Source organism: Mycobacterium pseudoshottsii JCM 15466 (genome assembly GCF_003584745.1).
GTDB lineage: Bacteria > Actinomycetota > Actinomycetes > Mycobacteriales > Mycobacteriaceae > Mycobacterium > Mycobacterium marinum.
In genome coordinates this window covers 3232326-3259012 of sequence record NZ_AP018410.1, presented here as the reverse complement: position 1 = coordinate 3259012, position 26687 = coordinate 3232326, and the positions used below count along the sequence as shown (strand labels likewise).

At 63.8% G+C, this 26687-nt stretch carries 25 protein-coding genes and 5 pseudogenes; 14 read left to right on the top strand and 16 right to left on the bottom strand.

Annotation, left to right across the window (positions count from 1 at the left end; translation table 11 throughout):
• Positions 1 to 23: 23 nt before the first annotated feature.
• Together MPSD_RS14865 and MPSD_RS14860 are read right to left on the bottom strand one after the other, a co-directional pair.
• The gene (locus MPSD_RS14865; protein ID WP_051153793.1) at positions 24 to 839 is read right to left on the bottom strand and encodes a DUF1906 domain-containing protein; all 816 of its coding nucleotides are present in this window, start codon (positions 837 to 839) and stop codon (positions 24 to 26) included.
• Between the two features lie 221 nt (positions 840 to 1060).
• Entirely contained in the window at positions 1061 to 1510 is a 450-nt protein-coding gene (locus MPSD_RS14860) for a nitroreductase family deazaflavin-dependent oxidoreductase (RefSeq protein WP_011740210.1), read from the bottom strand.
• 329 nt (positions 1511 to 1839) lie between these two features.
• On the opposite strand from MPSD_RS14860, the gene MPSD_RS14850 reads away from it, so the two are divergent.
• Both MPSD_RS14850 and katG read left to right on the top strand, forming a co-directional pair.
• Complete coding sequence (locus MPSD_RS14850) at positions 1840 to 2292, top strand: Fur family transcriptional regulator (protein WP_036426550.1); 453 nt, start codon at positions 1840 to 1842, stop codon at positions 2290 to 2292.
• 36 nt (positions 2293 to 2328) lie between these two features.
• Entirely contained in the window at positions 2329 to 4560 is a 2232-nt protein-coding gene (gene katG, locus MPSD_RS14845; RefSeq protein WP_036426551.1) for a catalase/peroxidase HPI, read from the top strand.
• 94 nt (positions 4561 to 4654) lie between these two features.
• On the opposite strand, the gene MPSD_RS14840 is transcribed toward katG, so the two are convergent.
• From MPSD_RS14840 to MPSD_RS14820, 5 genes are all read right to left on the bottom strand, one after another.
• Complete coding sequence (locus MPSD_RS14840; RefSeq protein WP_086085414.1) at positions 4655 to 6451, bottom strand: BCCT family transporter; 1797 nt, start codon at positions 6449 to 6451, stop codon at positions 4655 to 4657.
• Positions 6452 to 6809: 358 nt separating this feature from the next.
• Complete coding sequence (locus tag MPSD_RS14835; RefSeq protein WP_015355793.1) at positions 6810 to 7673, bottom strand: alpha/beta fold hydrolase; 864 nt, start codon at positions 7671 to 7673, stop codon at positions 6810 to 6812.
• 152 nt (positions 7674 to 7825) lie between these two features.
• On the bottom strand, positions 7826 to 8176 hold the full coding sequence (locus tag MPSD_RS14830) for a hypothetical protein (RefSeq protein ID WP_020787324.1): 351 nt from the start codon (positions 8174 to 8176) through the stop codon (positions 7826 to 7828).
• 43 nt (positions 8177 to 8219) lie between these two features.
• Positions 8220 to 8450: a DUF167 domain-containing protein gene (locus tag MPSD_RS14825; RefSeq protein WP_012394608.1), complete on the bottom strand. Its 231-nt coding sequence runs from the start codon at positions 8448 to 8450 to the stop codon at positions 8220 to 8222.
• 178 nt (positions 8451 to 8628) lie between these two features.
• Positions 8629 to 8973 (bottom strand): LLM class flavin-dependent oxidoreductase, encoded by a 345-nt coding sequence (locus MPSD_RS14820; RefSeq protein WP_020787325.1) that lies wholly within the window; start codon positions 8971 to 8973, stop codon positions 8629 to 8631.
• Between the two features lie 421 nt (positions 8974 to 9394).
• Here MPSD_RS14820 and MPSD_RS30855 point away from each other — a divergent pair.
• The 6 genes and pseudogenes from MPSD_RS30855 to MPSD_RS14775 form a co-directional block, all read left to right on the top strand.
• Positions 9395 to 9721 (top strand): annotated as a pseudogene (locus MPSD_RS30855) (transposase family protein); the annotation flags it as partial.
• Positions 9722 to 9863: 142 nt separating this feature from the next.
• On the top strand, positions 9864 to 11066 hold the full coding sequence (locus MPSD_RS14795) for an ISAs1-like element IS2404/ISMul1 family transposase (RefSeq protein WP_420811926.1): 1203 nt from the start codon (positions 9864 to 9866) through the stop codon (positions 11064 to 11066).
• A 22-nt stretch (positions 11067 to 11088) separates the two neighbouring features.
• Positions 11089 to 11973 (top strand): annotated as a pseudogene (locus MPSD_RS14790) (ISAs1 family transposase); the annotation flags it as partial.
• A gap of 22 nt (positions 11974 to 11995) precedes the next feature.
• A pseudogene (locus MPSD_RS14785) lies at positions 11996 to 12880 on the top strand (ISAs1-like element IS2404/ISMul1 family transposase); the annotation flags it as partial.
• An 18-nt stretch (positions 12881 to 12898) separates the two neighbouring features.
• Positions 12899 to 13459 (top strand): annotated as a pseudogene (locus MPSD_RS14780) (cutinase family protein); the annotation flags it as partial.
• A gap of 12 nt (positions 13460 to 13471) precedes the next feature.
• On the top strand, positions 13472 to 14626 hold the full coding sequence (locus MPSD_RS14775; protein WP_020787327.1) for a serpin family protein: 1155 nt from the start codon (positions 13472 to 13474) through the stop codon (positions 14624 to 14626).
• 9 nt (positions 14627 to 14635) lie between these two features.
• Here MPSD_RS14775 and MPSD_RS14770 read toward each other — a convergent pair whose 3' ends face one another.
• On the bottom strand, positions 14636 to 15670 hold the full coding sequence (locus MPSD_RS14770) for a M48 family metallopeptidase (protein ID WP_085981848.1): 1035 nt from the start codon (positions 15668 to 15670) through the stop codon (positions 14636 to 14638).
• A gap of 140 nt (positions 15671 to 15810) precedes the next feature.
• On the opposite strand from MPSD_RS14770, the gene MPSD_RS14760 reads away from it, so the two are divergent.
• A complete protein-coding gene (locus MPSD_RS14760) occupies positions 15811 to 17013 on the top strand; it encodes an ISAs1-like element IS2404/ISMul1 family transposase (RefSeq protein ID WP_420811925.1) in 1203 nt (400 codons plus the stop codon).
• Positions 17014 to 17160: 147 nt separating this feature from the next.
• Here MPSD_RS14760 and MPSD_RS14755 read toward each other — a convergent pair whose 3' ends face one another.
• Entirely contained in the window at positions 17161 to 17367 is a 207-nt protein-coding gene (locus tag MPSD_RS14755; protein ID WP_086085872.1) for a hypothetical protein, read from the bottom strand.
• A gap of 309 nt (positions 17368 to 17676) precedes the next feature.
• Positions 17677 to 18534, bottom strand: coding sequence for a class I SAM-dependent methyltransferase (locus MPSD_RS14750; RefSeq protein ID WP_020725403.1), 858 nt, complete (start codon positions 18532 to 18534; stop codon positions 17677 to 17679).
• 98 nt (positions 18535 to 18632) lie between these two features.
• Here MPSD_RS14750 and MPSD_RS14745 point away from each other — a divergent pair.
• Positions 18633 to 19645: pseudogene (locus tag MPSD_RS14745) on the top strand (NADP-dependent oxidoreductase).
• 68 nt (positions 19646 to 19713) lie between these two features.
• Positions 19714 to 20547 (top strand): glycoside hydrolase family 16 protein, encoded by an 834-nt coding sequence (locus MPSD_RS14740; RefSeq protein WP_012394601.1) that lies wholly within the window; start codon positions 19714 to 19716, stop codon positions 20545 to 20547.
• 31 nt (positions 20548 to 20578) lie between these two features.
• On the opposite strand, the gene MPSD_RS14735 is transcribed toward MPSD_RS14740, so the two are convergent.
• Positions 20579 to 20947, bottom strand: coding sequence for a hypothetical protein (locus tag MPSD_RS14735; protein WP_020787333.1), 369 nt, complete (start codon positions 20945 to 20947; stop codon positions 20579 to 20581).
• Between the two features lie 64 nt (positions 20948 to 21011).
• On the opposite strand from MPSD_RS14735, the gene MPSD_RS14730 reads away from it, so the two are divergent.
• Both MPSD_RS14730 and MPSD_RS14725 read left to right on the top strand, forming a co-directional pair.
• Complete coding sequence (locus MPSD_RS14730; RefSeq protein ID WP_015355637.1) at positions 21012 to 21281, top strand: EF-Tu/IF-2/RF-3 family GTPase; 270 nt, start codon at positions 21012 to 21014, stop codon at positions 21279 to 21281.
• 159 nt (positions 21282 to 21440) lie between these two features.
• Complete coding sequence (locus MPSD_RS14725) at positions 21441 to 21707, top strand: hypothetical protein (protein ID WP_015355636.1); 267 nt, start codon at positions 21441 to 21443, stop codon at positions 21705 to 21707.
• Between the two features lie 111 nt (positions 21708 to 21818).
• Here the strand turns inward: MPSD_RS14725 and MPSD_RS14720 are convergent, their stop codons facing one another.
• The 3 genes from MPSD_RS14720 to MPSD_RS14710 form a co-directional block, all read right to left on the bottom strand.
• Positions 21819 to 22556: a hypothetical protein gene (locus MPSD_RS14720; RefSeq protein ID WP_036426556.1), complete on the bottom strand. Its 738-nt coding sequence runs from the start codon at positions 22554 to 22556 to the stop codon at positions 21819 to 21821.
• Complete coding sequence (locus MPSD_RS14715; protein WP_012394596.1) at positions 22553 to 23371, bottom strand: hypothetical protein; 819 nt, start codon at positions 23369 to 23371, stop codon at positions 22553 to 22555. The genes MPSD_RS14720 and MPSD_RS14715 overlap by 4 nt, the downstream gene beginning before the upstream one ends.
• A 179-nt stretch (positions 23372 to 23550) precedes the next feature.
• Positions 23551 to 24453: an NAD-dependent epimerase/dehydratase family protein gene (locus MPSD_RS14710; protein WP_020787336.1), complete on the bottom strand. Its 903-nt coding sequence runs from the start codon at positions 24451 to 24453 to the stop codon at positions 23551 to 23553.
• A gap of 193 nt (positions 24454 to 24646) precedes the next feature.
• Here MPSD_RS14710 and MPSD_RS14705 point away from each other — a divergent pair, with 193 nt between their 5' ends.
• Positions 24647 to 24874, top strand: a complete 228-nt coding sequence (locus tag MPSD_RS14705; protein ID WP_020725395.1) for a hypothetical protein — start codon at positions 24647 to 24649, stop codon at positions 24872 to 24874.
• 158 nt (positions 24875 to 25032) lie between these two features.
• Here the strand turns inward: MPSD_RS14705 and MPSD_RS14700 are convergent, their stop codons facing one another.
• Positions 25033 to 25419, bottom strand: coding sequence for a PPW family C-terminal domain-containing PPE protein (locus MPSD_RS14700; RefSeq protein WP_232022528.1), 387 nt, complete (start codon positions 25417 to 25419; stop codon positions 25033 to 25035).
• Between the two features lie 20 nt (positions 25420 to 25439).
• Positions 25440 to 26642, bottom strand: a complete 1203-nt coding sequence (locus MPSD_RS14695) for an ISAs1-like element IS2404/ISMul1 family transposase (RefSeq protein WP_420811924.1) — start codon at positions 26640 to 26642, stop codon at positions 25440 to 25442.
• Positions 26643 to 26687 lie beyond the last annotated feature (45 nt).

Below are 26687 nucleotides of genomic sequence, written 5' to 3'. Positions count from 1 at the left end.
ACCCCGCAGGTTCCGCTAGCCGATCACCGCGCCAGATCCCACTGCCCGAAGTCGGCGGCGAGGACCTCGTTCACGTCCACACGTATCTCGCCTAACAGCGGACTTGGGTGTGTGGGACTGTTGACGACCTCTTGATACAGCACCGCGGCGGGCTCGCGCTGACCATGCGACCAGGACCTGGTCTGCCATGCCCACCGATGCTCCGGCGTGGTCGAGCTTCCGATCACCCCGTCTCTGACCGCCCACGCGCAGGCCCGGGAATGTCCATAGATACCGGTGCGCTCGACGCCGAGTACCGAGTTGATTCCCCGGAACCACTCCACGGCAGCGGTGTCCCAGGTGTGCGGGTCGATGTCTTCATCGACACTGAAGAAGATCGGGGCCGACGCTGTGCCCCCTGCCGCGCTGTGCAGGCGTAGGGCAGTCTGGGCGTCTTGCACACCACCGGAACGGCCGCGGGTGAAATCCGACGGCGCTGAGCCACCGGGCTTGCCGTACTGGTAGTTGCTGACGATGTGCAGGTCCGCCGCTCGCAATTCGTCGGCGTATTCGCGGGTGATGGGTTTTGCTTGGAAGTTCGCTCCCGGGCGCGATTCGGATACGTAGTTCACGACGCCGTCATAGCTTGCCGACTTGATCAGCTCTGGTGAGATGCGCTGCTTGGCAAAGTCGATCAACCTCACGCTGGTGGCGCCGGCCCGGGGTGCGTCGACGCTTTCGGCGAGTGTCCCGAGGCCGAACAAAGCCGGTGCCAAGGCAAACTTGCAGACCTTGAGGACGTCGCGCCGGGACACCGATTGCGCTCCGATGCGGCTACTCGGTGCAGCCGGCTTGTGCACCGCGCGATGGTACCAAATTCCGGTTCCCTCGGTGTCGTGCCGCGGCGACCGCATTCCGTTCGGGTGCATTTGCCGGGGCAGTCGAACTGGATCGAAAGGTTAATCAGTCCAGAATATTTCGTACGGGAAGCGAGACTCGCTGCGCGGACTTCCGGGCGGATCTTGGTCGACATCGCCCGAAGCCGGCACCACGGTGGCGGCGACGAGGCTCGTGGATCGGGCTAGTTCTGCGCGGTGGGGTCGAGCCGGAAGACGGCGCACTGCCCGGCCAGTGCGGCAAACTCTTCGGCCGTTCCTTGCCGCACCAAGCCGGAGCGCTTGAAGAAGCCGACGCCCCGAGGAACTTTGTGCGGAAACGCGGCCAGCACGGGAACCGCCTGGGCTGCGGTGAGTTCGGTGAAGACCACCTGTTGCTTCTTGCGTCCCCGGGTAACGGTTCCGCTGCCGGCCGCGCGAGCGTTGCGCACCCAGTCCGCACCTGGATATCCGCCGACCACATACACGCAGTCATCGAGTACGAACGGGGTTGCCGGGGTGCTGCGCGGCAGCCCCGTCTTGCGGCCGGTCACGGTGAGTACCCGTACCGGGCCCGCGACGACGCCGATCTTCTGCAGGGTCACCATGGCTTTGTTCATCGGCTTGAGCCAAGCCGGTGGCTTCGGATTGGACATTTCAGATCCCATCTCTGAACATTGCGGCCCCAGCTATATCAGGGTGTCTGATATCAATCTACCTGATAGATGGCCGGTGTTCGGAGTGGCTTGACGGTGTTGTCGTCAACCCTGCCGGCGCGCGACCGCGTGGCGGCACCGGTGTCTGAGTGTGCTTGTTGTGCAATCGTTTTCAACTGGCAAACGGCCGCGGGCGCGACCGTCGCAGGGCGCGATGTGATGCGGGCCCGAAGGTGTCGGAGCAAGGGGCTGAGCGCGCCGGCCCAATTGTGCGTTGATGGCGAGCGGAAACTCTTGACCGATTCAAGATAGCGAGTCATAGTGGCGAAGTGGGGTCAACGGCGGACTACACAGAGAAGCTGCGTATGGCCGATCTGCGCGTCACCCGGCCGAGGCTTGCTGTGCTCGAGGCCGTGGGCGATCACCCACACGCCGACACCGAAACGATCTACTCGGCGGTTCGCGAAATCCTGCCCGACGTGTCCCGGCAGGCCGTATATGACGTGCTCGGCGCACTTACCTCGGTGGGCCTGGTCCGTCGCATCCAGCCGTCGGGATCGGTCGCCCGCTATGAATCCCGCGTCGGCGATAACCACCACCATGTCGTCTGCCGATCCTGCGGAGCGATTGCCGACATCGATTGTGCCGTCGGTGAGGCTCCGTGTCTGGCCCCCTCGGACGACAGCAATGTGCTGGATGGCTTCGTTGTCGACGAGGCCGAAGTCATTTTTTGGGGCATGTGCCCCGATTGTTCAACCGCAATGCCCCGGTCACAGCCGTGATCGCAGCCCGATTCACCCACCCCTGGAAGGAATGCTGTGTCATCCGATAGCCGCCCACCTCAACCCGACACCTCGACCCAGAGCAATAGCGAAAGCGAAAGCCCCGCAATCTCCTCCCCCACCCCGCAGGATCACGCGCCGATGACCAACCGGGACTGGTGGCCCAACCAGATCGACGTGTCGATGCTGCACCCGCACCCGTCTCAGGCCAGCCCGCTCGGTGCTGATTTCGACTACCCGAAAGAGTTCGCCAAGCTCGACGTCGATGCGCTCAAGGCCGACGTCATGTCGGTGATGACCACCTCGCAGGACTGGTGGCCCGCGGACTATGGCCACTACGGTGGCCTGTTCATCCGGATGAGCTGGCACGCCGCCGGTACCTACCGCATCCAAGATGGTCGCGGCGGCGGTGGCCAGGGCATGCAGCGATTCGCTCCGCTCAACAGCTGGCCGGACAACGTCAGCCTGGACAAGGCACGCCGACTGCTGTGGCCGGTCAAGCAGAAGTACGGCAGCAAGATCTCCTGGGCGGACCTGATTATCTTCGCCGGGAACTGTGCCTTGGATTCGATGGGATTCAAGACCTTCGGCTTTGGGTTCGGTCGTGAGGACGTCTGGCAGCCCGAAGAGGTCATGTGGGGCGAAGAGGACGTCTGGCTGGGCACCGATAAGCGCTACTCGGGCAAGCGCGACCTCGCCCAACCCTACGGCGCGACCACCATGGGTTTGATCTACGTCAACCCCGAGGGGCCCGAGGGCAAGCCCGATCCGGTTGCCGCCGCGCACGACATTCGGGAAACCTTCGCCCGCATGGCGATGAACGACGAGGAGACCGCCGCACTGATCGTCGGCGGCCACAGCTTCGGCAAGACCCACGGTGCCGGCGACGCCGACCTGGTCGGTCCCGAGCCGGAGGCCGCCCCGATCGAACAGCAGGGGTTTGGCTGGAAGAGCTCGTTTGGTAGCGGCAAGGGCAAGGACGCGATCACCAGCGGTCTCGAAGTGGTCTGGACCCCGACCCCCACCCAGTGGGGTAACGGATTCCTGGAGCTGCTCTACGGCTACGAGTGGGAGCTCACCAAGAGTCCGGCCGGCGCGTGGCAGTTCACGGCCAAGGATGGTGCCGGCGCAGGCACGATCCCCGATCCGTTCGGCGGGCCGGGGCGCGCCCCGACGATGCTGGTCACCGACATATCGATGCGCGAGGACCCGATCTATCGGCGGATCACCCAGCGCTGGCTGGAACATCCGGAGGAGCTGACCGAGGCGTTCGCCAAGGCCTGGTACAAGCTGTTGCACCGGGACATGGGACCGGTCAGCCGCTACCTCGGACCCTGGGTTGCCGAGCCGCAGCTCTGGCAAGACCCGGTGCCCGACGTTGACCACGAGCTGGTTGACGCCAAGGACGTTGCGGCGCTGAAGAGCAAGGTGCTCGCGTCCGGCCTGACGGTTGCGCAGCTGGTCAAGACGGCATGGTCGGCGGCGAGCAGCTTCCGGCGCACCGACAAGCGCGGCGGTGCCAATGGAGGGCGGTTGCGTCTGGAACCGCAGAAGAGCTGGGAATCCAACGAGCCCGCAGACCTCGACCAGGTGCTGTCTGTGCTGGAGGGAATCCAGCAGGACTTCAACAGCTCGGCGGCCGGCGGCAAGAAGATTTCGCTTGCCGACCTGATCGTGTTGGCTGGCTCGGCAGCGGTCGAGAAGGCGGCCAAGGATGGCGGTCACGAGGTCTCGGTGCCGTTCTCCCCCGGGCGCACCGACGCATCGCAGGAGAACACCGACGTGGAGTCGTTCGCGGTGCTCGAACCGCGCGCGGACGGATTCCGCAACTATGTCCGGGTCGGTGAGAAGGCTCCGCTGGAGCACCTGCTGATCGAACGGGCGTATCGGCTCGGGGTGACGGCTCCGGAGATGACGGTGCTGGTTGGTGGGTTGCGTGCGCTGGGCGCCAATCACGGCGGCTCCAAGCATGGCGTGTTCACCGACAAGCCGGGCGTGCTGTCCAATGATTTCTTCGTGAACCTGCTCGATATGGGCACGGAGTGGAAGGCCTCGGACGCGGCGGAGAACGTCTACGAAGGGTGCGACCGCTCCTCGGGGCAGCTCAAGTGGACGGCCACCGCCAACGATCTGGTGTTCGGTTCGAACTCGGTGCTGCGCGCACTGGCCGAGGTCTATGCCCAAAGCGACGCCAAGCAGAAGTTCGCTGAGGACTTCGCCGCGGCGTGGGCCAAGGTCATGAACAACGACCGGTTCGATCTCGAGTAGTCCGGTATCGATTGCTGACTCGTAGTGACCCCCGTGAACCAATAGCTCGCGGGGGCCACTGCGAGGGGCGGCGTCGGCCGGTTGGCTTCGCGGCCTACGCCGACGATGTTGGATTTCTTTGGCCGTCTTGCTCGCTGGTGTCAAACATGTGCCCGCCCAACGGATCTGGTGGAGTTATGACGGTTAGCGCGCCGGTGTCGGGGTGCACGCTGCAGGTACCGCTATCGACGTCGCGAACCGCGATAAGCCCGGCCAGGGTCGCGGAGATGTCGCGGCGCTGCCGGTTGCCGTCCGATACCACGTCGGGCACGGTGACATGCAGCAGCCTGGGCGTGGTGAGTAGATCGAAGCGGAACGCTTTTAGCATGGCGTAACACGCCACCACCATGACGATGGAGAACGGCAGGGCGGTGGCAATGGAAGCGGTCTGCAACGCGGTCAGCGACCCGGAGCCGCCAACCAGCAGCAATATCGCGGCGGCGGTCCCCTCGAGCACCGCCCAGTACACCCGGGTCAGCTTGGGCGGATCCAGCTCGCCACCCGCGGACAAGATGTCGATCACGAGCGAACCCGAGTCCGACGACGTGATGAAGAAGAACACGATCACTAGCACCGCAAGAACGCTGGTGATGACGCCGATGGGCAGATCGCCGAGCAATCGGAACAGCGACGTGTTGGTGTCCACGGCGCCGTTGACCAGCATGTCGCCGTCGTTTCGCTGGCGCAACAGCGCGGCGTCACCAAAGATGGTGAACCACAGCGAGGCAATCACGGTGGGTACCAGCAGCACCGCCCCAATGAACTCTCGGATCGTGCGCCCGCGCGATATCCGCGCGATGAACATCCCGACAAACGGCGCCCAGCTGATCCACCAGCCCCAGTAGAAAATGGTCCAGTTGCCGAGCCAGCTGTCGTGCGAGAACGGCGCGGTGCGCAGCATGAACTGTGGCAGGGACTGAGCGTAGCCGCCCAAGTTCTGCACCCACGACTGCAGCAAGAAAAGTGTCGGTCCGAGTAACAGCACGAACAGGGCCAATAGGGCCGCCAATGCCATGTTGATGTTTGACAGCCACTTCAAACCCTTGCTGACACCGCTGACCACCGATGCCGTCGCGGCGGCGGTGATCGCGCCGATCATGGCGATGATCCACCAGTTGTTCGTCTTGATCCAGCCGAGATACTCCAGGCCGGAGGCAATCTGGGTGATGCCAAAGCCCAGTGATGTGGCGACACCGAACAGTGTTCCCACGATGGCAACGACATCGACCGCGTGTCCCAGCACGCCTTCGACTCGGCGCCGCCCCAAGACCGGCTCCAGCAGCCACCGCACCGACAAGGGGCGTCCCCGCCGATAGGTCATGTAGGCCATGCCGAGGCCAACCACCACGTAGATCGCCCACGCGTGCAGACCCCAGTGGAACAGGGTCAGTGCCATCGCCTGGTTGGCCGCCGCATCGGTGAGTGCGGGCACGCCGCGGGACTGAGGTGGATGGGCGTAGTGGCTGAGCGGCTCGGCCACACCGTAGAACACCAAACCGATGCCCATACCCGCGCTGAACAGCATCGCCAGCCATGCCCAAAAGCCGTACTCGGGTACCTCGTCGTCGCTGCCGAGCCGGATGGTGCCGATCTGCGAGATACCGCAGTAGAGCGCGAACACGACAAAAGCCGTGGCGACCAGGATGTACCACCACCCGACCCCAGCGGTGATTGCGGCGTTGAGCTTCACGAATGCATTGGCGGCGGTCTGCGCGTAGACGACTGAAACAACGATCATGGTCACGATCACCAATGACGCCGGAACGAAGACCGAGGGTTTGATACTTCGCCAAGCCTCGGCAACCACATTCGGGCGACCCGGATCGCTATCGGGCAGGTCGGGCAACGCCATCACACTCCCTTCTAGGCACGTCCTGGTCACCGACGTCGCTTCGCGGCTAACGCGAACGACCGTGACGAACGTGCGTGTCGAGTGGCCTCCGGCCGGAGCTCGCGAGCCTGATCTGTCACCGCCGTTCGAGCGGCCACGCGAGTAAGGAGACCCTCTTGGTGAACCTTCAGAGTTTGAACTCTGCCGGGCTGATATTACCGAGATGGCCGGAGGTTGTCGGGTGCAGGTGAAATTACCGATGCGGTTATCACACCCCCGAGTGGTTTTGCAACGCAATCGATACTGCCGGTGTCGCCGCGCGATATCACCTGGTCGTCGCAACGAAAGGGCAGGTGATACGGGACGGGGCCGAACGGTATTAGGCCAGGGCCTCGGTGAGGACCGACAGTATTTGCTGCCATATGCGTCTATGGAAGTACATGTGGCCGGCACCTTTGAGAACGGTCAGATGAGCGTTCGGCAGGGAGTTGGCCAGGATCTGTATATTCCCGACGTTCGACGCCAACTGGTCCTTTTCGCCGTAAATGAAGTGTATCGGGATTTCGAGTTCGCTTAGCTCGGTCCAGGTGTCGTCGATGCCCACCTGAACCTTGGTGTGATTATATGCTGGCTCGATGACTTCCGTTTCATAGAGGCGCTTGGTGTATTCATCGGCTAAGTCGGTGTCCAATTCAAAGCTGCCGTTGAGGTATCGCCAGACTTTGAAAAATTCTTCTTTGCCACGTTTGTAATCTGGGTACATCTTGTTGGACATCAGCACTTGCCACATGGCGGCGAGCGTCTCGCTATCCGTCTCGGCGTATATGTTGTTACCCGTGGCGATTATCGGCGATGACATCAAGAACAGCTTCTCGACCCGTTCCGGGTATTTGACCGCGAACAGTTGAGCCACGGTGCTGCCGAGTGAATGTCCGATGAGTACAACGGTATTCAGATCATGGTCGGCTAGTATGGCTCGAACATCGTCAACCATTTCATCGATGGTGTATGGCGGATCAGCGTCGACATCTCTTGCCGGGGGGAAATGCGTTGAATCACCGATGTCACGGCTGTCGAAGCGTAAGACAAAATATCCTAGATCGGCGAGACGCTCGCAGAAGTTGCTGTTCCAGAAGATAGCTGGAGCCATCGCGCCGGATATGAGAAGGATTGCCCTGTCGGCACGGCTCCCAAAACTCTGCGTCCAGATTCTGACGCCCAGATTTTCAACGTACCGCCCCATAGGAACATCCTATGTCGACGGGTAATGGAGGTAGGCCTGACGTGTGTTCTGCCGTACGGGGATAACCAATCCCGCTGAATTGAGGTCGCGCTAGGGCGGGTGTCACATCCCGGGATTGGTGCCCAAGCGCCGGCGTCGAGCGCTCGGGCGGGCTAGCAGCCGCGCAGTTGTTTGAGGGCGCGCGTCGGCGCTTCCCAAAACCCCAGCGGGGCAACATGTTTCGCTACCTGTATGGAAATGGAATTGCGTCGGCGCCGCAAGCTGCGCCGGGCGCGGCGGACAACAACCAGCGCAATGACCGTGAACGCCATGCCAGCCAGTGCCGTCCTGCGCCTGCGCCTGATCCGGCCCGAGCGGGTTGAGCCGGCCCGGCGGCCGCATAGGTAGCCGATGCAAAGTGCCGCCATGATCAGCACTGAGGTGACGGCAAGCGCTGGCATGAACTGAGCATCGTTGTCCGCCGTCGCGGCGAGATCACGGGGCAGATACGCCTTGGCCACCATGTGAACGCGGTGGTCCCCGGCGTGGGCGGACCCCCGAAGGCGATCAGCGCTCGACGCGGAAGCGCTTCAACCGCGACGTGGCCCCCGCCACCAATTCAACTCGGCTTCTCGGCAGTTGAAGGTGGGCGGCGAGCAACCGGGCTGCGGCTTCGTTGGCCTTACCGTCGACCGCCCGCTCGCGTACGTAGATGGTTAGCTCGGCATCGGAACCCGTCTCGACCAGGGGGCCTTTGCGACTACCCGGCTTGACCCGGACGACGACGATGTCGGTCATGCTTGGTGAGGCTACCGACCGGCCAACCGCTGATGCGTCATCCGCGCCCGAAGGCCATGCTGGTCAACCGAGGGCGGCGCACCGTTCGAGCAGGCCTAGCGATGGTGGCTGCCGGAACGCCAGGACCATGTGTTCGCAGCCAAGCCTGCTGAACTCGGGTAACAGGGCAAGTTGGCGGTCAACCTGGTTCTCGACTGCCGGGTGCCTCGTGCCACCCGGCGCCGATGCCGACGTGCAGTCGACCGACGCAGATGTGGTCGACGGTCACTGCCATTTTCGCCAGGATCGCCGGATGGCCAAAGATCACACCGGTTACCAGAGGGTCGATCCTCGTCCGTTGGGTAACAGCTGCCATGGCGGCCGGCGTCGTCCAGCCCTCGAACGTCGGCTCGGCGAGTTCCGCCGGCCCACAAGAGTGGTCCCAGTCCCAAATCCCTTCGAAGCCAGGGCGATCCGCGGCCTGCCGCAACTGCTGCAGTGCGGAGTATTCGAAGCTCAGGTGGAACTCGACCGATATCCGCATGCGGCGCTATTTAGGCCGTTGCGGTGTGTGTGCGGCGCGGTCATTGAGTATCAAAGTGCAGTGCGGTGCATGGCGTGGGGGCCAATTCTTCAAAGCCTGCCAACAGGTGCCGAAGTGGTTAACATCTTCCTGTGCGCGCTTTGTTTGCCCGTAGGTCGGTCCAATTTGGAGTTGGGGCGGTCGCGGTAGCCGCGGCCCTAACGATCGCCGCAGCGGTGCTGCCGCCGGGAACGCCCGGTGCGGCGCCGTCAACCGATGCGGCGAACTGCCCTCAGGTGCAGGGCTCCGGCGTTGTTGATTAGCAGGCTTGTGAGCTGGGTTGATGATCTTTGGTGCCGCGCTATTGGGGCCGGAGTGTAGGCACGGGCTATCTGGAGAACGATCGAGTTGGTTACTGTTCGTCGTTGGTCTGGAGTTGCCCGTGCCTACCGTTTCAGTATTGCGTGTGTCGTCGGTTCCAGAGGTGTTCGACCGCTGGAGTCCTGGTGAGCGCAGCGAGCTCATCGGATCGGAGTTTCTCGATGTGTTGGCCTCGGTGCCAGACCCGAGGGACCCACGCGGTCGGAGGTATTCGCTGATGGCTTTGTTGGCGATCGCGGTTCTGGCCACTGCCGCGGGGATGCGCGGCTATGCTGGTTTTGCCACATGGGCGGCCACCGCTCCCGATGATGTGTTGGCCCAATTAGGGGTCCGGTTCCGGCGGCCCAGTGAGAAGACCTTCCGCGCTGTTTTGTCTCGGCTAGACCCCAGGGCTCCGGCGTTGTTGATTAGCAGGCTTGTGAGCTGGGTTGATGATCTTTGGTGCCGCGCTATTGGGGCCGGAGTGTAGGCACGGGCTATCTGGAGAACGATCGAGTTGGTTACTGTTCGTCGTTGGTCTGGAGTTGCCCGTGCCTACCGTTTCAGTATTGCCTGTGTCGTCGGTTCCAGAGGTGTTCGACCGCTGGAGTCCTGGTGAGCGCAGCGAGCTCATCGGATCGGAGTTTCTCGATGTGTTGGCCTCGGTGCCAGACCCGAGGGACCCACGCGGTCGGAGGTATTCGCTGATGGCTTTGTTGGCGATCGCGGTTCTGGCCACTGCCGCGGGGATGCGCGGCTATGCTGGTTTTGCCACATGGGCGGCCACCGCTCCCGATGATGTGTTGGCCCAATTAGGGGTCCGGTTCCGGCGGCCCAGTGAGAAGACCTTCCGCGCTGTTTTGTCTCGGCTAGACCCCGCCGACCTCAACGCCAGGATGGGCAGTTACTTCACTGCACACGTGGCCAGCAGCGACCCCAGTGGATTGGTGCCGATCGCGTTGGACGGCAAGATGCTGCGTGGTGCTTTACGCGCCAAAGCGACAGCCACGCATCTCGTGTCGGTGTTCGCCCACCGTGCCCGATTGGTGCTCGGTCAACTCGCTGTCGCCGAGAAAAGCAATGAAATTCCCTGCGTACGTGCCCTGCTCACGCTGCTGCCGGGTAGCTTGCGGTGGCTGGTCACCGTGGATGCGATGCATACCCAGGTCGTCACCGCGAAGTTGATCTGCGCCACCTTGAAGTCGCACTACCTGATGATCGTCAAGTCCAACCAAGCCAAAATATTTGCGCGTATCACCGCGCTGCCCTGGGCCGAGGTGCCCACAGCCGCTACCGACGACTCCCGCGGCCACGGCCGTGTCGAGACCCGCACCCCGCAAATCATCACCGCTGCACGAGGAATCGGCTTCCCCTACGCAAAACAAATCATCCGGATCACTCGTGAACGCTTGATCACCGCCACCGACCAGCGCAGCGTGGAGGTGGTCTATGCCATCTGCAGCCTGCCGTTCGAGCACGCCCGCCCTACCGCGATCATGACCTGGATGCGTCAACACTGGGGAATCGAGAACAGCCTGCACTGGATACGCGACGTCACCTTCGACGAAGACCGTCAAAGGGCACATACCGGAAACGGCGCACAGGTCCTAGCAACGCTACGCAACACCGCGATCAATCTGCACCGCCTCAACGGCGCCGACAACATCGCCGAAGCCTGCCGGATCACCGCTTTGACCGCCAACCGCCGCCTAGACCTCCTCAATCCACAATCCCCCAGCTCACAAGCCTGCTAATCAACAACGCCGGAGCCCTGGGCTAGACCCCGCCGACCTCAACGCCAGGATGGGCAGTTACTTCACTGCACACGTGGCCAGCAGCGACCCCAGTGGATTGGTGCCGATCGCGTTGGACGGCAAGATGCTGCGTGGTGCTTTACGCGCCAAAGCGACAGCCACGCATCTCGTGTCGGTGTTCGCCCACCGTGCCCGATTGGTGCTCGGTCAACTCGCTGTCGCCGAGAAAAGCAATGAAATTCCCTGCGTACGTGCCCTGCTCACGCTGCTGCCGGGTAGCTTGCGGTGGCTGGTCACCGTGGATGCGATGCATACCCAGGTCGTCACCGCGAAGTTGATCTGCGCCACCTTGAAGTCGCACTACCTGATGATCGTCAAGTCCAACCAAGCCAAAATATTTGCGCGTATCACCGCGCTGCCCTGGGCCGAGGTGCCCACAGCCGCTACCGACGACTCCCGCGGCCACGGCCGTGTCGAGACCCGCACCCCGCAAATCATCACCGCTGCACGAGGAATCGGCTTCCCCTACGCAAAACAAATCATCCGGATCACTCGTGAACGCTTGATCACCGCCACCGACCAGCGCAGCGTGGAGGTGGTCTATGCCATCTGCAGCCTGCCGTTCGAGCACGCCCGCCCTACCGCGATCATGACCTGGATGCGTCAACACTGGGGAATCGAGAACAGCCTGCACTGGATACGCGACGTCACCTTCGACGAAGACCGTCAAAGGGCACATACCGGAAACGGCGCACAGGTCCTAGCAACGCTACGCAACACCGCGATCAATCTGCACCGCCTCAACGGCGCCGACAACATCGCCGAAGCCTGCCGGATCACCGCTTTGACCGCCAACCGCCGCCTAGACCTCCTCAATCCACAATCCCCCAGCTCACAAGCCTGCTAATCAACAACGCCGGAGCCCTGGGCTAGACCCCGCCGACCTCAACGCCAGGATGGGCAGTTACTTCACTGCACACGTGGCCAGCAGCGACCCCAGTGGATTGGTGCCGATCGCGTTGGACGGCAAGATGCTGCGTGGTGCTTTACGCGTCAAAGCGACAGCCACGCATCTCGTGTCGGTGTTCGCCCACCGTGCCCGATTGGTGCTCGGTCAACTCGCTGTCGCCGAGAAAAGCAATGAAATTCCCTGCGTACGTGCCCTGCTCACGCTGCTGCCGGGTAGCTTGCGGTGGCTGGTCACCGTGGATGCGATGCATACCCAGGTCGTCACCGCGAAGTTGATCTGCGCCACCTTGAAGTCGCACTACCTGATGATCGTCAAGTCCAACCAAGCCAAAATACTTGCGCGTATCACCGCGCTGCCCTGGGCCGAGGTGCCCACAGCCGCTACCGACGACTCCCGCGGCCACGGCCGTGTCGAGACCCGCACCCCGCAAATCATCACCGCTGCACGAGGAATCGGCTTCCCCTACGCAAAACAAATCATCCGGATCACTCGTGAACGCTTGATCACCGCCACCGACCAGCGCAGCGTGGAGGTGGTCTATGCCATCTGCAGCCTGCCGTTCGAGCACGCCCGCCCTACCGCGATCATGACCTGGATGCGTCAACACTGGGGAATCGAGAACAGCCTGCACTGGATACGCGACGTCACCTTCGACGAAGACCGTCAAAGGGCACATACCGGAAACGGCGCACAGGTCCTAGCAACGCTACGCAACACCGCGATCAATCTGCACCGCCTCAACGGCGCCGACAACATCGCCGAAGCCTGCCGGATCACCGCTTTGACCGCCAACCGCCGCCTAGACCTCCTCAATCCACAATTCCCCAGCTCACAAGCCTGCTAATCAACAACGCCGGAGCCCTGCCCTCAGGTGGAGGTTGTCTTCGCCCGGGGCAGATTCGAGTCGCCGGGGCCCGGGGTGCTGGGCAACGCGTTCATCAGCTCGCTGAGCTCCAAGGTCGGCGGCAGAAGCATGGGGTCCTACGCCGTGAAGTATCCGGCCGACACCGAGGTCGACATCGGTGCCAACGACATGAGCGGGCACATCCAGTACATGGTCAACAGCTGCCCGGACACCCGACTGGTGCTAGGCGGATATTCTCTCGGCGCGGCGGTCACCGACGTGGTGCTTGCGGTGCCGATGTCGGCGTTCGGATTCGAGGATCCGCTGCCGCCGGGCACCGATCAGCACATCGCCGCGGTCGCGCTGTTCGGCAACGGCAGCCAGTGGGTGGGGCCCATCACGAACTTCAGTCCGCTCTACAACGACAGAACCATCGAGTTGTGCCATGGCTCCGACCCGGTCTGCAGCCCCGCTGACCCCAATACGTGGAAGCAGAACTGGCCACAGCACCTCGCCAGTGCCTACATCCAGGACGGCATGGTCAACGAGGCCGCCGACTTCGTCGCAGGCAAGCTCTAGTCCCGCTGCGGCATGGACGTCGGGCCGCTGATCACGCGCTATGCCCGCCGCTTCTGTCGGGTGCATGCGGGTCTGCACTCGGTCGCGTCACCGCTGGGTGCGTGGTTGCTCCTGGCGCTGGTGGCGCCGATCGCCCGAGGTGCCGCTCGCGAGCAGCTCGAAGAGGCCCTCGGTACTGACGCTAAGCATGCGCGCCGGGCGCTGGAGGACCTGATGGTCGCGCCACCCGAGGTGATCAACGCGGCGTTGGCCCTGTGGGGCCCAGCGGACTTGGCGGGGTTGTGGTCAGGCCGCATGCCCTCCGAAGTGGAGATCGGGCCGATCCCCAGCCAGGCCCAAGCCGACACGTGGGCACGCAACCACACCGATGGCATGATCGAGCGCTTCCCCGCCGACTTGTCGGGCATGGCGGCCGTGTTGGCCAGCGCGCTGGCCACGCGGATCAGCTGGTTGCGGCCCTTCGGCGTCACCGATGCCGGCCAGCTGCGCTCGCCCTGGAGCAAACAGGTTTGCGATGCGCTCACGGTCGCCGGGCACAGCGCCTACCTCGCCGATGCTGAGGGTGTGGGAACTGTCGGCGTGCATACCGCGGTCGGTACCGGCGAATTGCACGTCACCTCGGTTATCGCGAGTCGAGGTGCATCGTTTCAGGCCGTGTTGGCGGCGGCGCACGACATCGCCTGCCGGGAAGTGACCGGCTCCCGGGTGCGTCGCCGTGAGCTCTGCGACCTGCCGCTCGGCGACGGCGAATTCTGGACGATCACCGAGGGGGCCCGTGGCCGCGAGGACGACGTGCGGGTGGTGATGCCGGCTTGGCAGGTGTCGTCGGATCACGACCTCACCGCTGATCCGGCGTTGGGTTTCGGTGCGGCCGGGCAAGCCCTGGCGGTGGCGCTGAAGGGGACTGCGGATACGCGGGCCCGGCAGTCCGCGGTGGCCCGCTACGGCCGGTATGGCTTCGAGGCCGCGGCCGTCACCGCGATCGCTGTGCGTGGCGCGATGGTTTCGCGGCTGCCGTCGCGGTCAGCGACGCTGCGCTTCGGTCATCCCTATGCGGTGGTGGCAGTGGTAGGTGGCGGGCGGCGACGCGATCCGTGGGCCGGTGTGCCGGTCTTCGCCGCCTGGGTCAGCGAACCCACCGAAGTCGGATCCGTCCAAACCGGGTAGCCGGATCCGCTATTTCGGGTTGTGCCGCCACTCGTTGATCTTGCGGCCCAACGAATCGGCCGCGCTGGTGGCGGCCCGGCCCACGCCGTCCACGATGCCGCCCAGACCGTCGCGTATGCCCTTGATCAGCGGGTCGTCGGACTGGTCGAACCCGTCCTTGTAGTGGCGGGCGGCCTCGCCGAGGTCATCGGCGATCGAGGATTGGCCATCGTCGACGCGCAGCGGATAACTGCCCGACATCACCTTTCCATAGCCGCCGGCGTCCACCCACTTGGTCAATTCGGCGACCCGCAGCACCGAGAACGGGTGGGTCTGAAGTTCGAGGTTGAGCAGCTTGAGCAGCCCGTCGCGCATGTCCCCAGATCGCTCGTACTCCGCGGCCTGGGCCAAGAACGCTTCGGAGTCCAGCTTGTCCAACCGGCTTCCGCCGGCCAGCTTCATCTCCACCCGAATCGCGGTGTCCAAGTCCTGGCAGCAGAGCAGTCCCGCCCGGTCCCCGGACAGCTCGGACTTGCGTTGCCATTCCAGCAGCGCCGCCACGATCGCGCGTAACGCCCAGCCGCCGATCGGGAGAAAGCCCAGGGAACCCGCCAGCCGCATCAGGTGCATCAGCATCGTGCGGTAGGTGGCGTGACCCGATAGCGCGTGACCGAGCTCGTGACCCACGACAAAGCGCAGCTCGTCATGGGTCATCAGGTCGTAGAGCCCGGAGGTGATCACGATGAACGGGGCGTCCATCCCGATGGTGTAAGCATTCACCACCGGCGACTGCGTGACGTAGACCTCGGGTTTGGTCGGCGCGTCCAGGACATCCACGCATTCATCGAGCAGTGCGTCGAGGTCTGCGAACTGGCGTGGGCCGACTCGTGCCGCGCTGGCCAGATACAGCAGCCGGTGTTGGCGCTCCCGCAGCATTCCGGAGAGCAGTTTCAGGATCTGGTCGAAGCCTTTGAGATGGCGCAGTGCCGATAAAGCGGTTCGGTCGGCCGGATGCTCCCACGCCCTGGAGCTGATACCGCCAAGAGTGGTGCGGGTGGTGGCCAGGGCTCCGGCGTTGTTGATTAGCAGGCTTGTGAGCTGGGTTGATGATCTTTGGTGCCGCGCTATTGGGGCCGGAGTGTAGGCACGGGCTATCTGGAGAACGATCGAGTTGGTTACTGTTCGTCGTTGGTCTGGAGTTGCCCGTGCCTACCGTTTCAGTATTGCCTGTGTCGTCGGTTCCAGAGGTGTTCGACTGCTGGAGTCCTGGTGAGCGCAGCGAGCTCATCGGATCGGAGTTTCTCGATGTGTTGGCCTCGGTGCCAGACCCGAGGGGCCCACGCGGTCGGAGGTATTCGCTGGTGGCTTTGTTGGCGATCGCGGTTCTGGCCACTGCCGCGGGGATGCGCGGCTATGCTGGTTTTGCCGCATGGGCGGCCACCGCTCCCGATGATGTGTTGGCCCAATTAGGGGTCCGGTTCCGGCGGCCCAGTGAGAAGACCTTCCGCGCTGTTTTGTCTCGGCTAGACCCCGCCGACCTCAACGCCAGGATGGGCAGTTACTTCACTGCACACGTGGCCAGCAGCGACCCCAGTGGATTGGTGCCGATCGCGTTGGACGGCAAGATGCTGCGTGGTGCTTTACGCGCCAAAGCGACAGCCACGCATCTCGTGTCGGTGTTCGCCCACCGTGCCCGATTGGTGCTCGGTCAACTCGCTGTCGCCGAGAAAAGCAATGAAATTCCCTGCGTACGTGCCCTGCTCACGCTGCTGCCGGGTAGCTTGCGGTGGCTGGTCACCGTGGATGCGATGCATACCCAGGTCGTCACCGCGAAGTTGATCTGCGCCACCTTGAAGTCGCACTACCTGATGATCGTCAAGTCCAACCAAGCCAAAATATTTGCGCGTATCACCGCGCTGCCCTGGGCCGAGGTGCCCGCAGCCGCTACCGACGACTCCCGCGGCCACGGCCGTGTCGAGACCCGCACCCTGCAAATCATCGCCGCTGCACGAGGAATCGGCTTCCCCTACGCAAAACAAATCATCCGGATCACTCGTGAACGCTTGATCACCGCCACCGACCAGCGCAGCGTGGAGGTGGTCTATGCCATCTGCAGCCTGCCGTTCGAGCACGCCCGCCCTACCGCGATCATGACCTGGATGCGTCAACACTGGGGAATCGAGAACAGCCTGCACTGGATACGCGACGTCACCTTCGACGAAGACCGTCAAAGGGCACATACCGGAAACGGCGCACAGGTCCTAGCAGCGCTACGCAACACCGCGATCAATCTGCACCGCCTCAACGGCGCCGACAACATCGCCGAAGCCTGCCGGATCACCGCTTTGACCGCCAACCGCCGCCTAGACCTCCTCAATCCACAATTCCCCAGCTCACAAGCCTGCTAATCAACAACGCCGGAGCCCTGGGGTGGTGGCCGGTGTCTGAGACATGACGCGAACTCCTCGGTAGTCCGTATCAGAATACGGACGCCGTGCCACCGCGATTTCGCAGTAAAGGAATTCCCAGACCGCGCCGAAGAGGGGCGCGAGAGGTCAGGCCGGCGAATCCGCGCTGGGCCATGCCAGGGCGGCGCTACCCATGCTGCTGACGTCGACTCCCATCGCGGCAGCACGCTGACGGCCCAGGTAGGCGGGGTGTCGGCGCATCTCTTCACGGCGCTGATTTTCGCGCTGCCGAGCTGCAAGCCACATCGGATGTGACTGCAGATAAATGACCTCCGCCTCTGGCACATTCGTCACTGCTCGTCAACTCCTCTCGTTCAACCCGAGTTCGGTACATACGCCGCGAACACCTGTCCGTTAAGGATTGACAGCAAACCTGTGATCAAACCGTGTCTTAATGTAAGAATTAGCCGTGAATTCCACGCATTCCTGACGGTTCCGTCAAACCGCCGGGGCCTGGGCGAGCGCCCGAAATTCTCTGGAAAACCCGAATGACCTGCTTGTTTAGGGTCGGGTAACGGTTCGGGCCGGGCAGCGGCGGATCACTGCGAAATGCACGCAGGCGTTAATTGACAGTTCTCCGAACTCAACGAGTCTCTCAGGTACTCATTGAGTAAGGAGCGTAACCGCGCTCCAGGGCCTGCGGCCCGGATGGCGCGGATTCGGCTGCGGAAGCCACCCGAGTGAGCGCATTGATATCGGCAGGCGGCGGAACCGCTGCGCGGCCGTAAACAGGGATTCCGCCTCTGCTACGTGCCAACCCAGTCCTTCAAAGAAGGCCAAACCGTTGTCGGGTGCAAACTTGAACGGCGCGTTCTGCAGCATGCCGGCCATCTTCTTGTTCATCATTTTCTTGAGGGCAGGGCCGGCTAAATCAAGCATCCACCAACCCACTTGGGGTTGTCGTATCGCCTCAGAGAGGGCAATCACATCCGGTTCGTCGAGGTACATCAGCAGGCCCTCGGTCAGGACAAGTGCCTTGGCGGCACCGGCCAGTGCCTCGGTGAAGAAGGCATCGCGAGCGGCTGGATCGGCTAGATCCACGGCGCTGCGGGTCAGCTGGCATCGCGGGGTTTCGCCGCTGAGCAGCTGTGTTTTTTCCGCCAACAGCAGCGGTAGATCCGCTTCGATCCAGGTCAATTCGGCGGGCAGATCCAGCCGGTACGGCCGGGTATCCAGGCCGGCAGCCAAGTTCAAAACCCGGTCACAACCGTTGGCGATCGCGCGGGCAATGGCGTCGTCAATGATTTTCGTCCGCGCGACGAGCCACCAACCGTTACGGGTGGTGCGCGGAACTGTGGCGACGATAGCGCGGCCATGCTCTCCGGCAAGCCGATTGGCGAGGGGGTCGCTGAACAATGCATCCGGACGCGCCGATTCGGTGGCCCGATATAGGGCCGTCCATCGGGCCGTATCGGAGACGTGGGTAATCACTTGCCCTTCGCCGGAATCCAAGCCTGCCATGTATGCGTTATAGCACCGGCAGACGAAACCACCCACCGCCCCAATCGGAATGGTGCCGATCGCGATGTCGCACTATCGGTCTGGGGTAGCGTGCGCTCATGCCCGATCGAAACCGCCGATTCCTTCTTCGCGAACGTCCCACTGGGCGCATCGGTCCGAATACTTTCGAGCTCAGCGAAGCCCCGATCCCCGAAATCGGCGATGGCGAGGCGCTGGTACGCGTCACCTGGATATCCCTGGATCCGACCAACCGCGGCTGGATCAACGACATGCCGTCGTATCTGCCCCGGTTGGCATTGGCGAGGTCATGCGCGCGGCCGGGCTCGGCGAGGTTGTCGAGTCGAGGAATCCGAATTATCCGGTGGGTTTGACCGTGCAAGGTCTGGTCGGTTGGCAGGACTACGCGGTGGTCTCGGACACGACGCCGCTCTTTCCGGTCGAGGTCGCCGACGGCGTCTCCCCCAGCGCCTACCTCGGCGCACTCGGGATGACCGGGCTCACGGCATGGATCGGGATGCGCGAGATCGCCAAACCACGGCCCGGCGAAACAGTCGTCGTATCCGCCGCGGCCGGCGCCGTCGGTTCGGTGGCGGGCCAGCTCGCCAAGGCGGATGGTGCGCGGGTAGTCGGGATCGCCGGTGGGCCGCAAAAGTGCGCTTTGCTCACTGAGCAGCTCGGTTTCGACGCGGCCGTCGACCATCGGGCCGACGACTGGGCAGCTCAGCTTGTCGCCGCGACACCCAACGGCATCGACGTCGACTTCGAGAACGTCGGTGGCGACATCATGGACGCGATCTTCGCGCGGCTCAACGTCCGCGCGCGGGTAGCGCTGTGCGGCCTGATTTCGGGATACAACTCCGCCGATCCGCCACCCGGACCGCGAGCGTTCGGAAACCTGCTGGTCCAACGCGCCACACTGCAGGGCTTCATCATTCTTGATCACCTGGGCCGCGCGGCCGAGGCGACCGCGGAGATCGCCGGTCTGATCGCGCAGGGCAAGCTCACGCCGCTGGAAACGGTGGTGACCGGCTTCGAACAATTGCCCACGGCGATCAACATGCTCTTCGACGGCACCAACGTGGGCAAGCTCGTCGTGCGGACCTCCGAGTAGTCGGCTGAGCGGTTGACGCCGTTCGTGCTTTAGCGCAGCAGGTGCCGGGCTGCTATCGTCGCTGGCTTATGCCCGAGATGGACCGTCGTCGGATGATGCTGATGACCGGATTTGGTGTGCTCGGGGCGGCACTGCCCGTCCCGGCGGCCAGCGCCGACTCGTCTCGACGGGACATGCCTCTGGCGCCGGCGCCCAATGGCCAATCGGGCCCCTACCTGTTTCACGACGAATTCGATGGTCCGGCCGGCTCTGCCCCCGACTCGTCGAAGTGGACGGTGGCGCGAGCCCGCGAGGAGATGAAGGACCCGACGTACTGGGAACGGCCCGAGAACGTCGGCCAGTACCGCGACGACCGGCAGAACGTCTTCCTGGACGGTAAGTCGAATCTGGTCATCCGAGCCGCGAAGGACGGCGGCACCTACTACGCCGGCAAGATCCAAAGTCCGTGGCGGGGCGGCATCGGCCATACCTGGGAAGCCCGTATCAAATTCGACTGTCTGACCGCCGGCTGCTGGCCGGCCTGGTGGCTGGGTAACCAGGATCGCGGCGAAATCGACATCATCGAGTGGTACGGCAACGGGAGCTGGCCGTCGGCCACCACTGTCCACGCGAAAGCAAACGGTTCGGAGTGGAAGACCCGCAACGTCGCGTTGGACAGCGGGTGGCACACCTGGCGATGCCAATGGGACGAGACCGGTATGCGGTTCTGGCAGGACTACGCCGAGGGGGCGCAGCCCTACTTCACCGTCGCGGCGCATTCGCTACCCGACTGGCCGTTCAACGATCCCGGCTACACCGTGTTCCCCGTCCTCAACCTCGCGGTTGCCGGATCCGGCGGCGGGGATCCCAGACCGGGCAGCTATCCGGCACAGATGCTGGTCGATTGGGTACGCGTCTGGTGACCGCGCCGGGAACCTGAGTATCTTCGGGAGCCTAAAGCGGCGCGACGATCAGGACCTTGGAATGGTCCGTGGGGTCAACCCGGACCGGTAGGTCCAGACCAACCCTGAGGTGTGGAGCGCTCGACAGTTCGAGCGCGATGCGCCGAATGGCGCGGTATGGGTCCTGCTGCGGCAGTGTCACGTCCAATTCGAGCTCGTGCCAAGAACCCAACGTCGTGCTCGCGACATTGCGCCGAATGCTGACGATGGTTGCTACGCCTTCCAGCCCCTCGCGCAGCAGTCGCTCGCGCTCGGTGGTGAGTGCGCTGAGTTCGGCGGCCGCGTTATGAGCCGCGGCCTTGTCCGCGCGCGTCACCCGTTGTCCGACGCTGGCTCTGCGCACTCGCTGCAGCCAACCCATGCGGGTCAGCGTACGGCGGCCAGCCGACACCCGTCGATGGCGTCGGGCGGGTAGCGTGCCGCACATGTTTCGCATGACTGTTCAGGACGTGTTCTTCATCCGGGGGCGGGGCATCGTGGCTACCGGGCGCGTGGAACACGGCGAGTTGCGGGTCGGCGACGAGGTACGAATCAACGATGGTTCAGGCGTGCGAGTCGACGCCATCGAGGCATTCCGCAAGAAGCTGGACACGGCGAAAGCCGGGGACAACGTCGGCCTGCTGTTCAAGAAGCTCACCAAGAGCGATCTGGCCGCGGGAGACGTCATCACCGCGGCGGATGCATTCCTGGCCTAGCGCCGAACCTGCGCTGCTGGGCAGCCCCGCCCCGCTCCCCTGGCCTGGGGCGATGCCCTCGCGGGCCGACGTTGTTGGGATCGGTAGCTACCCCGTCGATCTGTACTTGTGCCAACGACGACGCCACCGAGGCGGCGCCCCACGGAAGGAATAGCGCAGATGAACATCGTCCCCGCCAGCATCGAGGAGAAGATCAGCCGGGTCGATCGGCAACGAAGCCTGGCGATCGGAATCAGCTGTGGAGTCTTGGCGGCGTGGTCCTTCTTCCGGTTGGTATGGCTGCTCTACGTGTCGATGACGTTTGGTTGGTTCATGGGGGCGGTGGCCTTCCAGTTCGTGCTGTGGGCAGTCGTCGGCTCCGTGGCCACCATCGCCGCAGCCGGGTTCTTGGCCCGCTACTTCAAGGACTCTGACCCGGATCTCTGACAGCCGGGTTGGGCGAATCGTTTCGGACCGGGTTCACGCCCGTCCGGAACGCTTCCCCATTTCGGGGGCGCTGATTTTCGGGGGGTGCCGCACGCCGAGGGATTCGGCGAGTCAACGGTTTGTGATTCGTTGCAGTGTGGCCTCGAAGATCGAGTCGAAAGGTTGTTGGTGGCCAGTACTGGCCATACCGGTCAGGATCAACCCCGATGTGCGGGCGTAGGAGTAGTAGTCGGTCCGCGTCGTGCCGGTGGGCTCGCCGGGGATCGTGGTGGTGACCGAATACCGGAAGCGCTGGGGTGCCCCGGCGGGGTGGGTGTTCTGCAGAATGTTGACCGCATAGGAACCGGCAGCGGCGCTGCTGAACCGCGGGCAACGCGACACCAGGGCCATGAATTTGTCGAATCCCGACGGGTCGAACTCCCGGCCCACCATGACGCGGATGTCTCTGCGGTCGGCGACCTCCGCTGGATCGGTGGGGTCGTGGTCGAACACCTCAGCGGCATCGAAGGCCCCGGTAGAAGCCACGCCCACCACCGCGAAACATTCGACGGGATCAAAGCCGAGGCCCTCGTCGTACAACTGATATCGGAAATAGCCGAAGGTACCGGAGAGCTCCTTGATGTCACTGACCGTCCACGAAGGCGGAAACTCTGCCTGCGTGGGCAGCAGCTCGGCCAGTTTCTGGTCGCTCAGACCGGCCAGTCCCGGGGCCAGTGCCTCGGGCCCGGAGCCCCGATTACCGGGCCAGGCCCGGTCCACAACTGGGGCGGTGATCACCACCCCCACGACCGCAAGCGCACCCAGCGCCGCCGCGATCGCCCATGGTCTCCGGCGTGACAAGTTGGTCATGACGCCCGTAAGTTTCGCAGCGTCTGGTCGGCGAGCCGCTGCACCAGATCCCGCTCGGCGCCCTCCATGTAGATGGTGCATTCCAGCAGCACACCCCGCACCGCGTAGTAGCTGACCTGGTAGGTCGATGCGGGGTCGCGACTGCCGATCGTGGCGAACGTCCTGGTGACAGTGACGGCGGCGTCGGCATCACGTGCTGCATGGGACTGGATCTGGGTGCTAACGGTGCGACGGTCTTTGACCTGGCCGTCGACGTAGTAGTTGGTGACCCGATAGGAGCCGCAGCGGTCCAGCCAGTGCTGGTAATTCCCAACCTGCTCCGCCGCGTCCGAGTTGACCCAGAGCGCGAAACGGGCGTTGGGCCCGTGCTCCCGTCCCTCTCCGGTCGCCGCGAAATCGGATGCGGGGGCATCCTGCACAAACAGTTGGGCGTATCGGTCGACTTGGACGTAGGCAGCCAAACTATCCCCCGAGTGATTGAGGATCTTGGGTATCGCGCCACACATGTCCGGTTCGTAGGTCGCCGCGGGCCCCGCATCGGGCTGGACACTCAGCGTCGCCGGATCGCTGGCAGCGGCACGCTGCAACCGTCCGGTCAGTGAATATCCCCAATCTGGCGGGAAGTCTGTGCTGGTTGGTAAGGCGGTCGCCAGGACCCAATCGCTGTGCGATGCCAAATCCGTGGTGTCCGACAGCGATGGCACCGCCAGCAGCATCACGCCGCAGGCACCGAGGACGGCTAGGGCGAGGGCACCCACCACCCGCGGCCAGGGCCGGCCGGGTGAAGCGACGGGCTCTGCGGCCACCGATCCCATCCGTGCTCCTCCCCGCGGGCCGGTCTGCGCGGCCTTCGCATCACCACCGGGGTTGCCGGTGTAACACTATCGCGGCAGCACGGGGGTCAAGCCGACCGACACAGCGGCACCCTTCGACCGCGATCTTCGGTGGCCCCGGGGTGGCTCCGGCGGCGGGCACTATTGCTGCCGCACGCGGTTCACAGCCCGGGTGCCTCCGGATGGAACTTGGCTACCAGCCGCCGCATTCCGTCGTGCCAGTCGACGGCGGTGTTGCCGATGAGCTCGTGCATCCGGGTGACGTCAACCGGATTTGGGCGCAATGCGCTGTCGCTCTCCTGGAAAACGGGCTCTTTGCCGATCAGTGTCCCTAGGTAGCCGCACCAGTCCTGCAGGCTGACGATCTGGTCGCCGGCCCAGTTGACCGTGGTCGCCGGAACCGACGCCGCCGCGAACAGCTTCGGGATGGTCGCGATGATGTCGTCTTCGTGAATCGGGTTGTAGCGTGCCGGCCCGCCCGGCGGAACCGGGATTGGAATTCCGGCCAGCATCATCTCCATGTGGAAGAACGGCCACCCACCGTTGTCGCCGTAGGGGACGTTGAGGCGCGCGATGGTGGCGGGTAGTTCGAGAACGCGCGCCATCGACCGAACGACCACCTCGCCGGCAATCTTGGATATCGAATAGGTGGGGAACAGGAACTTGTGGTTGTCGCCGAGAGCGGCGTTTTCGGTGCGCAGTTCATTGTCGGGCGGGTCGTACACGGCCGCGGATGAGCAGTGCAGAAAGGCCTTCGCGGCGCGGCAATGCGCCATCAGCAGTCCGACCGATTCGGCGTTTGCTGCCAGGTCCTTGTCCCAGTTGCCGCTCTTGGCCACCGCAAAGTTGAGGACGTAATCGAAGTCGGAGGGAATTTCGGTGAAGTCACCAGCGGCCAGGTTGACCGCTTGACAGCGAATGCCCACTTGCTCGAGGTCCGCCCGCGCGGTGGCATCGGTAAAGCGCGCGATGCCCCAGACCTCGTTAGCTCCCGCCAGGGCCCGGGCAACGGGACTGGCGACCTGTCCGGTCACGCCGGTGATCAGTATTTTCGAGTCGCGCATGAGGGTGATGCTAGGGCCCGCACGGGCGGCCGACGCAAGGCGCCGCGGCCGGCGGGCGTTAAGGGTCGATGGTCCCTACCGGTGCGGCTATCGGCGCGACATCATCGAAGAGATGAGCGATCCGTCGCAACCCGCATCAGGCGCGACTGAACAACCTGATCGACCCAGCCGCGTTGTTCAAGCCGCGGCTTGGGTGGGCATCGTTGCCGGCATCGTGTTCATCGTCGCCGTGGTTTTCTTCTCCGGATTCTTCGTGGCGTGGTCCACCGGTTACGGCGGTGGCGGCGATCAGGACACCGGCTCCACAGGTCAGAGCGCTCCGGGCCCGATGATGAACAAGTGCCCCATGATGGGCGGTGAAGGCGGACGCGGCCCTGGCCCGTCACCAGCAACCAGCGCGCCCGGTCCGTCGCGGCCGTAGCCCCCCGGTGGTTGGGAAATGGTGATTGGGAAATGTGGTGCGGCCGATAAACGAATCCTCGCGGCCCACTAGACCTTTATTGTCGGTGGTTGATCTCGTCGCGCGCGGATTCTGATTGCTTTGGTTCGGTACCCCCGTGGACACCCGCCCTTAGCGGGTCACACAGGATGTGGTGCCCAGGTGGCCGGCAGCATCGGCACACGTGGATCGCCATCGCACTGATCGCCAGCCAGGGTGATCAACCCGCCAGGTCGCGGGAGTGTTTCCTGGCCGGCGGTCCCGGAAAATCCCATCGACTCCGCTCCCCTGTCGCTCACCTCTACGGCGGCCGGCGACAGTGCATGCACTTCCCGGACCAGTGAAGATGCGACCGACCGCCGGGCCGGTTCGCCATCGGATGCCTTCTTGGCCTCCTCCGCCAGCCGCGCGTCATGAACCACCCGATCAACACCAAGTGGCACGCTGACCGGGACGGCGATGGCGGTCGCCACTTCGGGCGCCAGCGCCGGAGGAAGGGCGAATAGTGCCAGCAGGCCGGCCGGCACCAGGGCTCCGGCGTTGTTGATTAGCAGGCTTGTGAGCTGGGGGATTGTGGATTGAGGAGGTCTAGGCGGCGGTTGGCGGTCAAAGCGGTGATCCGGCAGGCTTCGGCGATGTTGTCGGCGCCGTTGAGGCGGTGCAGATTGATCGCGGTGTTGCGTAGCGTTGCTAGGACCTGTGCGCCGTTTCCGGTATGTGCCCTTTGACGGTCTTCGTCGAAGGTGACGTCGCGTATCCAGTGCAGGCTGTTCTCGATTCCCCAGTGTTGACGCATCCAGGCCATGATCGCGGTAGGGCGGGCGTGCTCGAACGGCAGGCTGCAGATGGCATAGACCACCTCCACGCTGCGCTGGTCGGTGGCGGTGATCAAGCGTTCACGAGTGATCCGGATGATTTGTTTTGCGTAGGGGAAGCCGATTCCTCGTGCAGCGGTGATGATTTGCAGGGTGCGGGTCTCGACACGGCCGTGGCCGCGGGAGTCGTCGGTAGCGGCTGCGGGCACCTCGGCCCAGGGCAGCGCGGTGATACGCGCAAATATTTTGGCTTGGTTGGACTTGACGATCATCAGGTAGTGCGACTTCAAGGTGGCGCAGATCAACTTCGCGGTGACGACCTGGGTATGCATCGCATCCACGGTGACCAGCCACCGCAAGCTACCCGGCAGCAGCGTGAGCAGGGCACGTACGCAGGGAATTTCATTGCTTTTCTCGGCGACAGCGAGTTGACCGAGCACCAATCGGGCACGGTGGGCGAACACCGACACGAGATGCGTGGCTGTCGCTTTGGCGCGTAAAGCACCACGCAGCATCTTGCCGTCCAACGCGATCGGCACCAATCCACTGGGGTCGCTGCTGGCCACGTGTGCAGTGAAGTAACTGCCCATCCTGGCGTTGAGGTCGGCGGGGTCTAGCCGAGACAAAACAGCGCGGAAGGTCTTCTCACTGGGCCGCCGGAACCGGACCCCTAATTGGGCCAACACATCATCGGGAGCGGTGGCCGCCCATGTGGCAAAACCAGCATAGCCGCGCATCCCCGCGGCAGTGGCCAGAACCGCGATCGCCAACAAAGCCATCAGCGAATACCTCCGACCGCGTGGGCCCCTCGGGTCTGGCACCGAGGCCAACACATCGAGAAACTCCGATCCGATGAACTCGCTGCGCTCACCAGGACTCCAGCGGTCGAACACCTCTGGAACCGACGACACACGCAATACTGAAACGGTAGGCACGGGCAACTCCAGACCAACGACGAACAGTAACCAACTCGATCGTTC

Excerpts from the sequence above, each read along its gene's own strand:
- MPSD_RS14860 (WP_011740210.1), bottom strand. The coding sequence starts at position 1,510 with ATGTCCAATCCGAAGCCACCGGCTTGGCTCAAGCCGATGAACAAAGCC.
- MPSD_RS14840 (WP_086085414.1), bottom strand. The coding sequence starts at position 6,451 with ATGGCGTTGCCCGACCTGCCCGATAGCGATCCGGGTCGCCCGAATGTG.
- MPSD_RS14835 (WP_015355793.1), bottom strand. The coding sequence starts at position 7,673 with ATGGGGCGGTACGTTGAAAATCTGGGCGTCAGAATCTGGACGCAGAGT.
- MPSD_RS14830 (WP_020787324.1), bottom strand. The coding sequence starts at position 8,176 with ATGGTGGCCAAGGCGTATCTGCCCCGTGATCTCGCCGCGACGGCGGAC.
- MPSD_RS14825 (WP_012394608.1), bottom strand. The coding sequence starts at position 8,450 with ATGACCGACATCGTCGTCGTCCGGGTCAAGCCGGGTAGTCGCAAAGGC.
- MPSD_RS14820 (WP_020787325.1), bottom strand. The coding sequence starts at position 8,973 with ATGCGGATATCGGTCGAGTTCCACCTGAGCTTCGAATACTCCGCACTG.
- MPSD_RS14775 (WP_020787327.1), top strand. The coding sequence starts at position 13,472 with ATGGACGTCGGGCCGCTGATCACGCGCTATGCCCGCCGCTTCTGTCGG.
- MPSD_RS14750 (WP_020725403.1), bottom strand. The coding sequence starts at position 18,534 with ATGGCAGGCTTGGATTCCGGCGAAGGGCAAGTGATTACCCACGTCTCC.
- MPSD_RS14740 (WP_012394601.1), top strand. The coding sequence starts at position 19,714 with ATGCCCGAGATGGACCGTCGTCGGATGATGCTGATGACCGGATTTGGT.
- MPSD_RS14735 (WP_020787333.1), bottom strand. The coding sequence starts at position 20,947 with ATGGGTTGGCTGCAGCGAGTGCGCAGAGCCAGCGTCGGACAACGGGTG.
- MPSD_RS14730 (WP_015355637.1), top strand. The coding sequence starts at position 21,012 with ATGTTTCGCATGACTGTTCAGGACGTGTTCTTCATCCGGGGGCGGGGC.
- MPSD_RS14725 (WP_015355636.1), top strand. The coding sequence starts at position 21,441 with ATGAACATCGTCCCCGCCAGCATCGAGGAGAAGATCAGCCGGGTCGAT.
- MPSD_RS14720 (WP_036426556.1), bottom strand. The coding sequence starts at position 22,556 with ATGACCAACTTGTCACGCCGGAGACCATGGGCGATCGCGGCGGCGCTG.
- MPSD_RS14715 (WP_012394596.1), bottom strand. The coding sequence starts at position 23,371 with ATGGGATCGGTGGCCGCAGAGCCCGTCGCTTCACCCGGCCGGCCCTGG.
- MPSD_RS14710 (WP_020787336.1), bottom strand. The coding sequence starts at position 24,453 with ATGCGCGACTCGAAAATACTGATCACCGGCGTGACCGGACAGGTCGCC.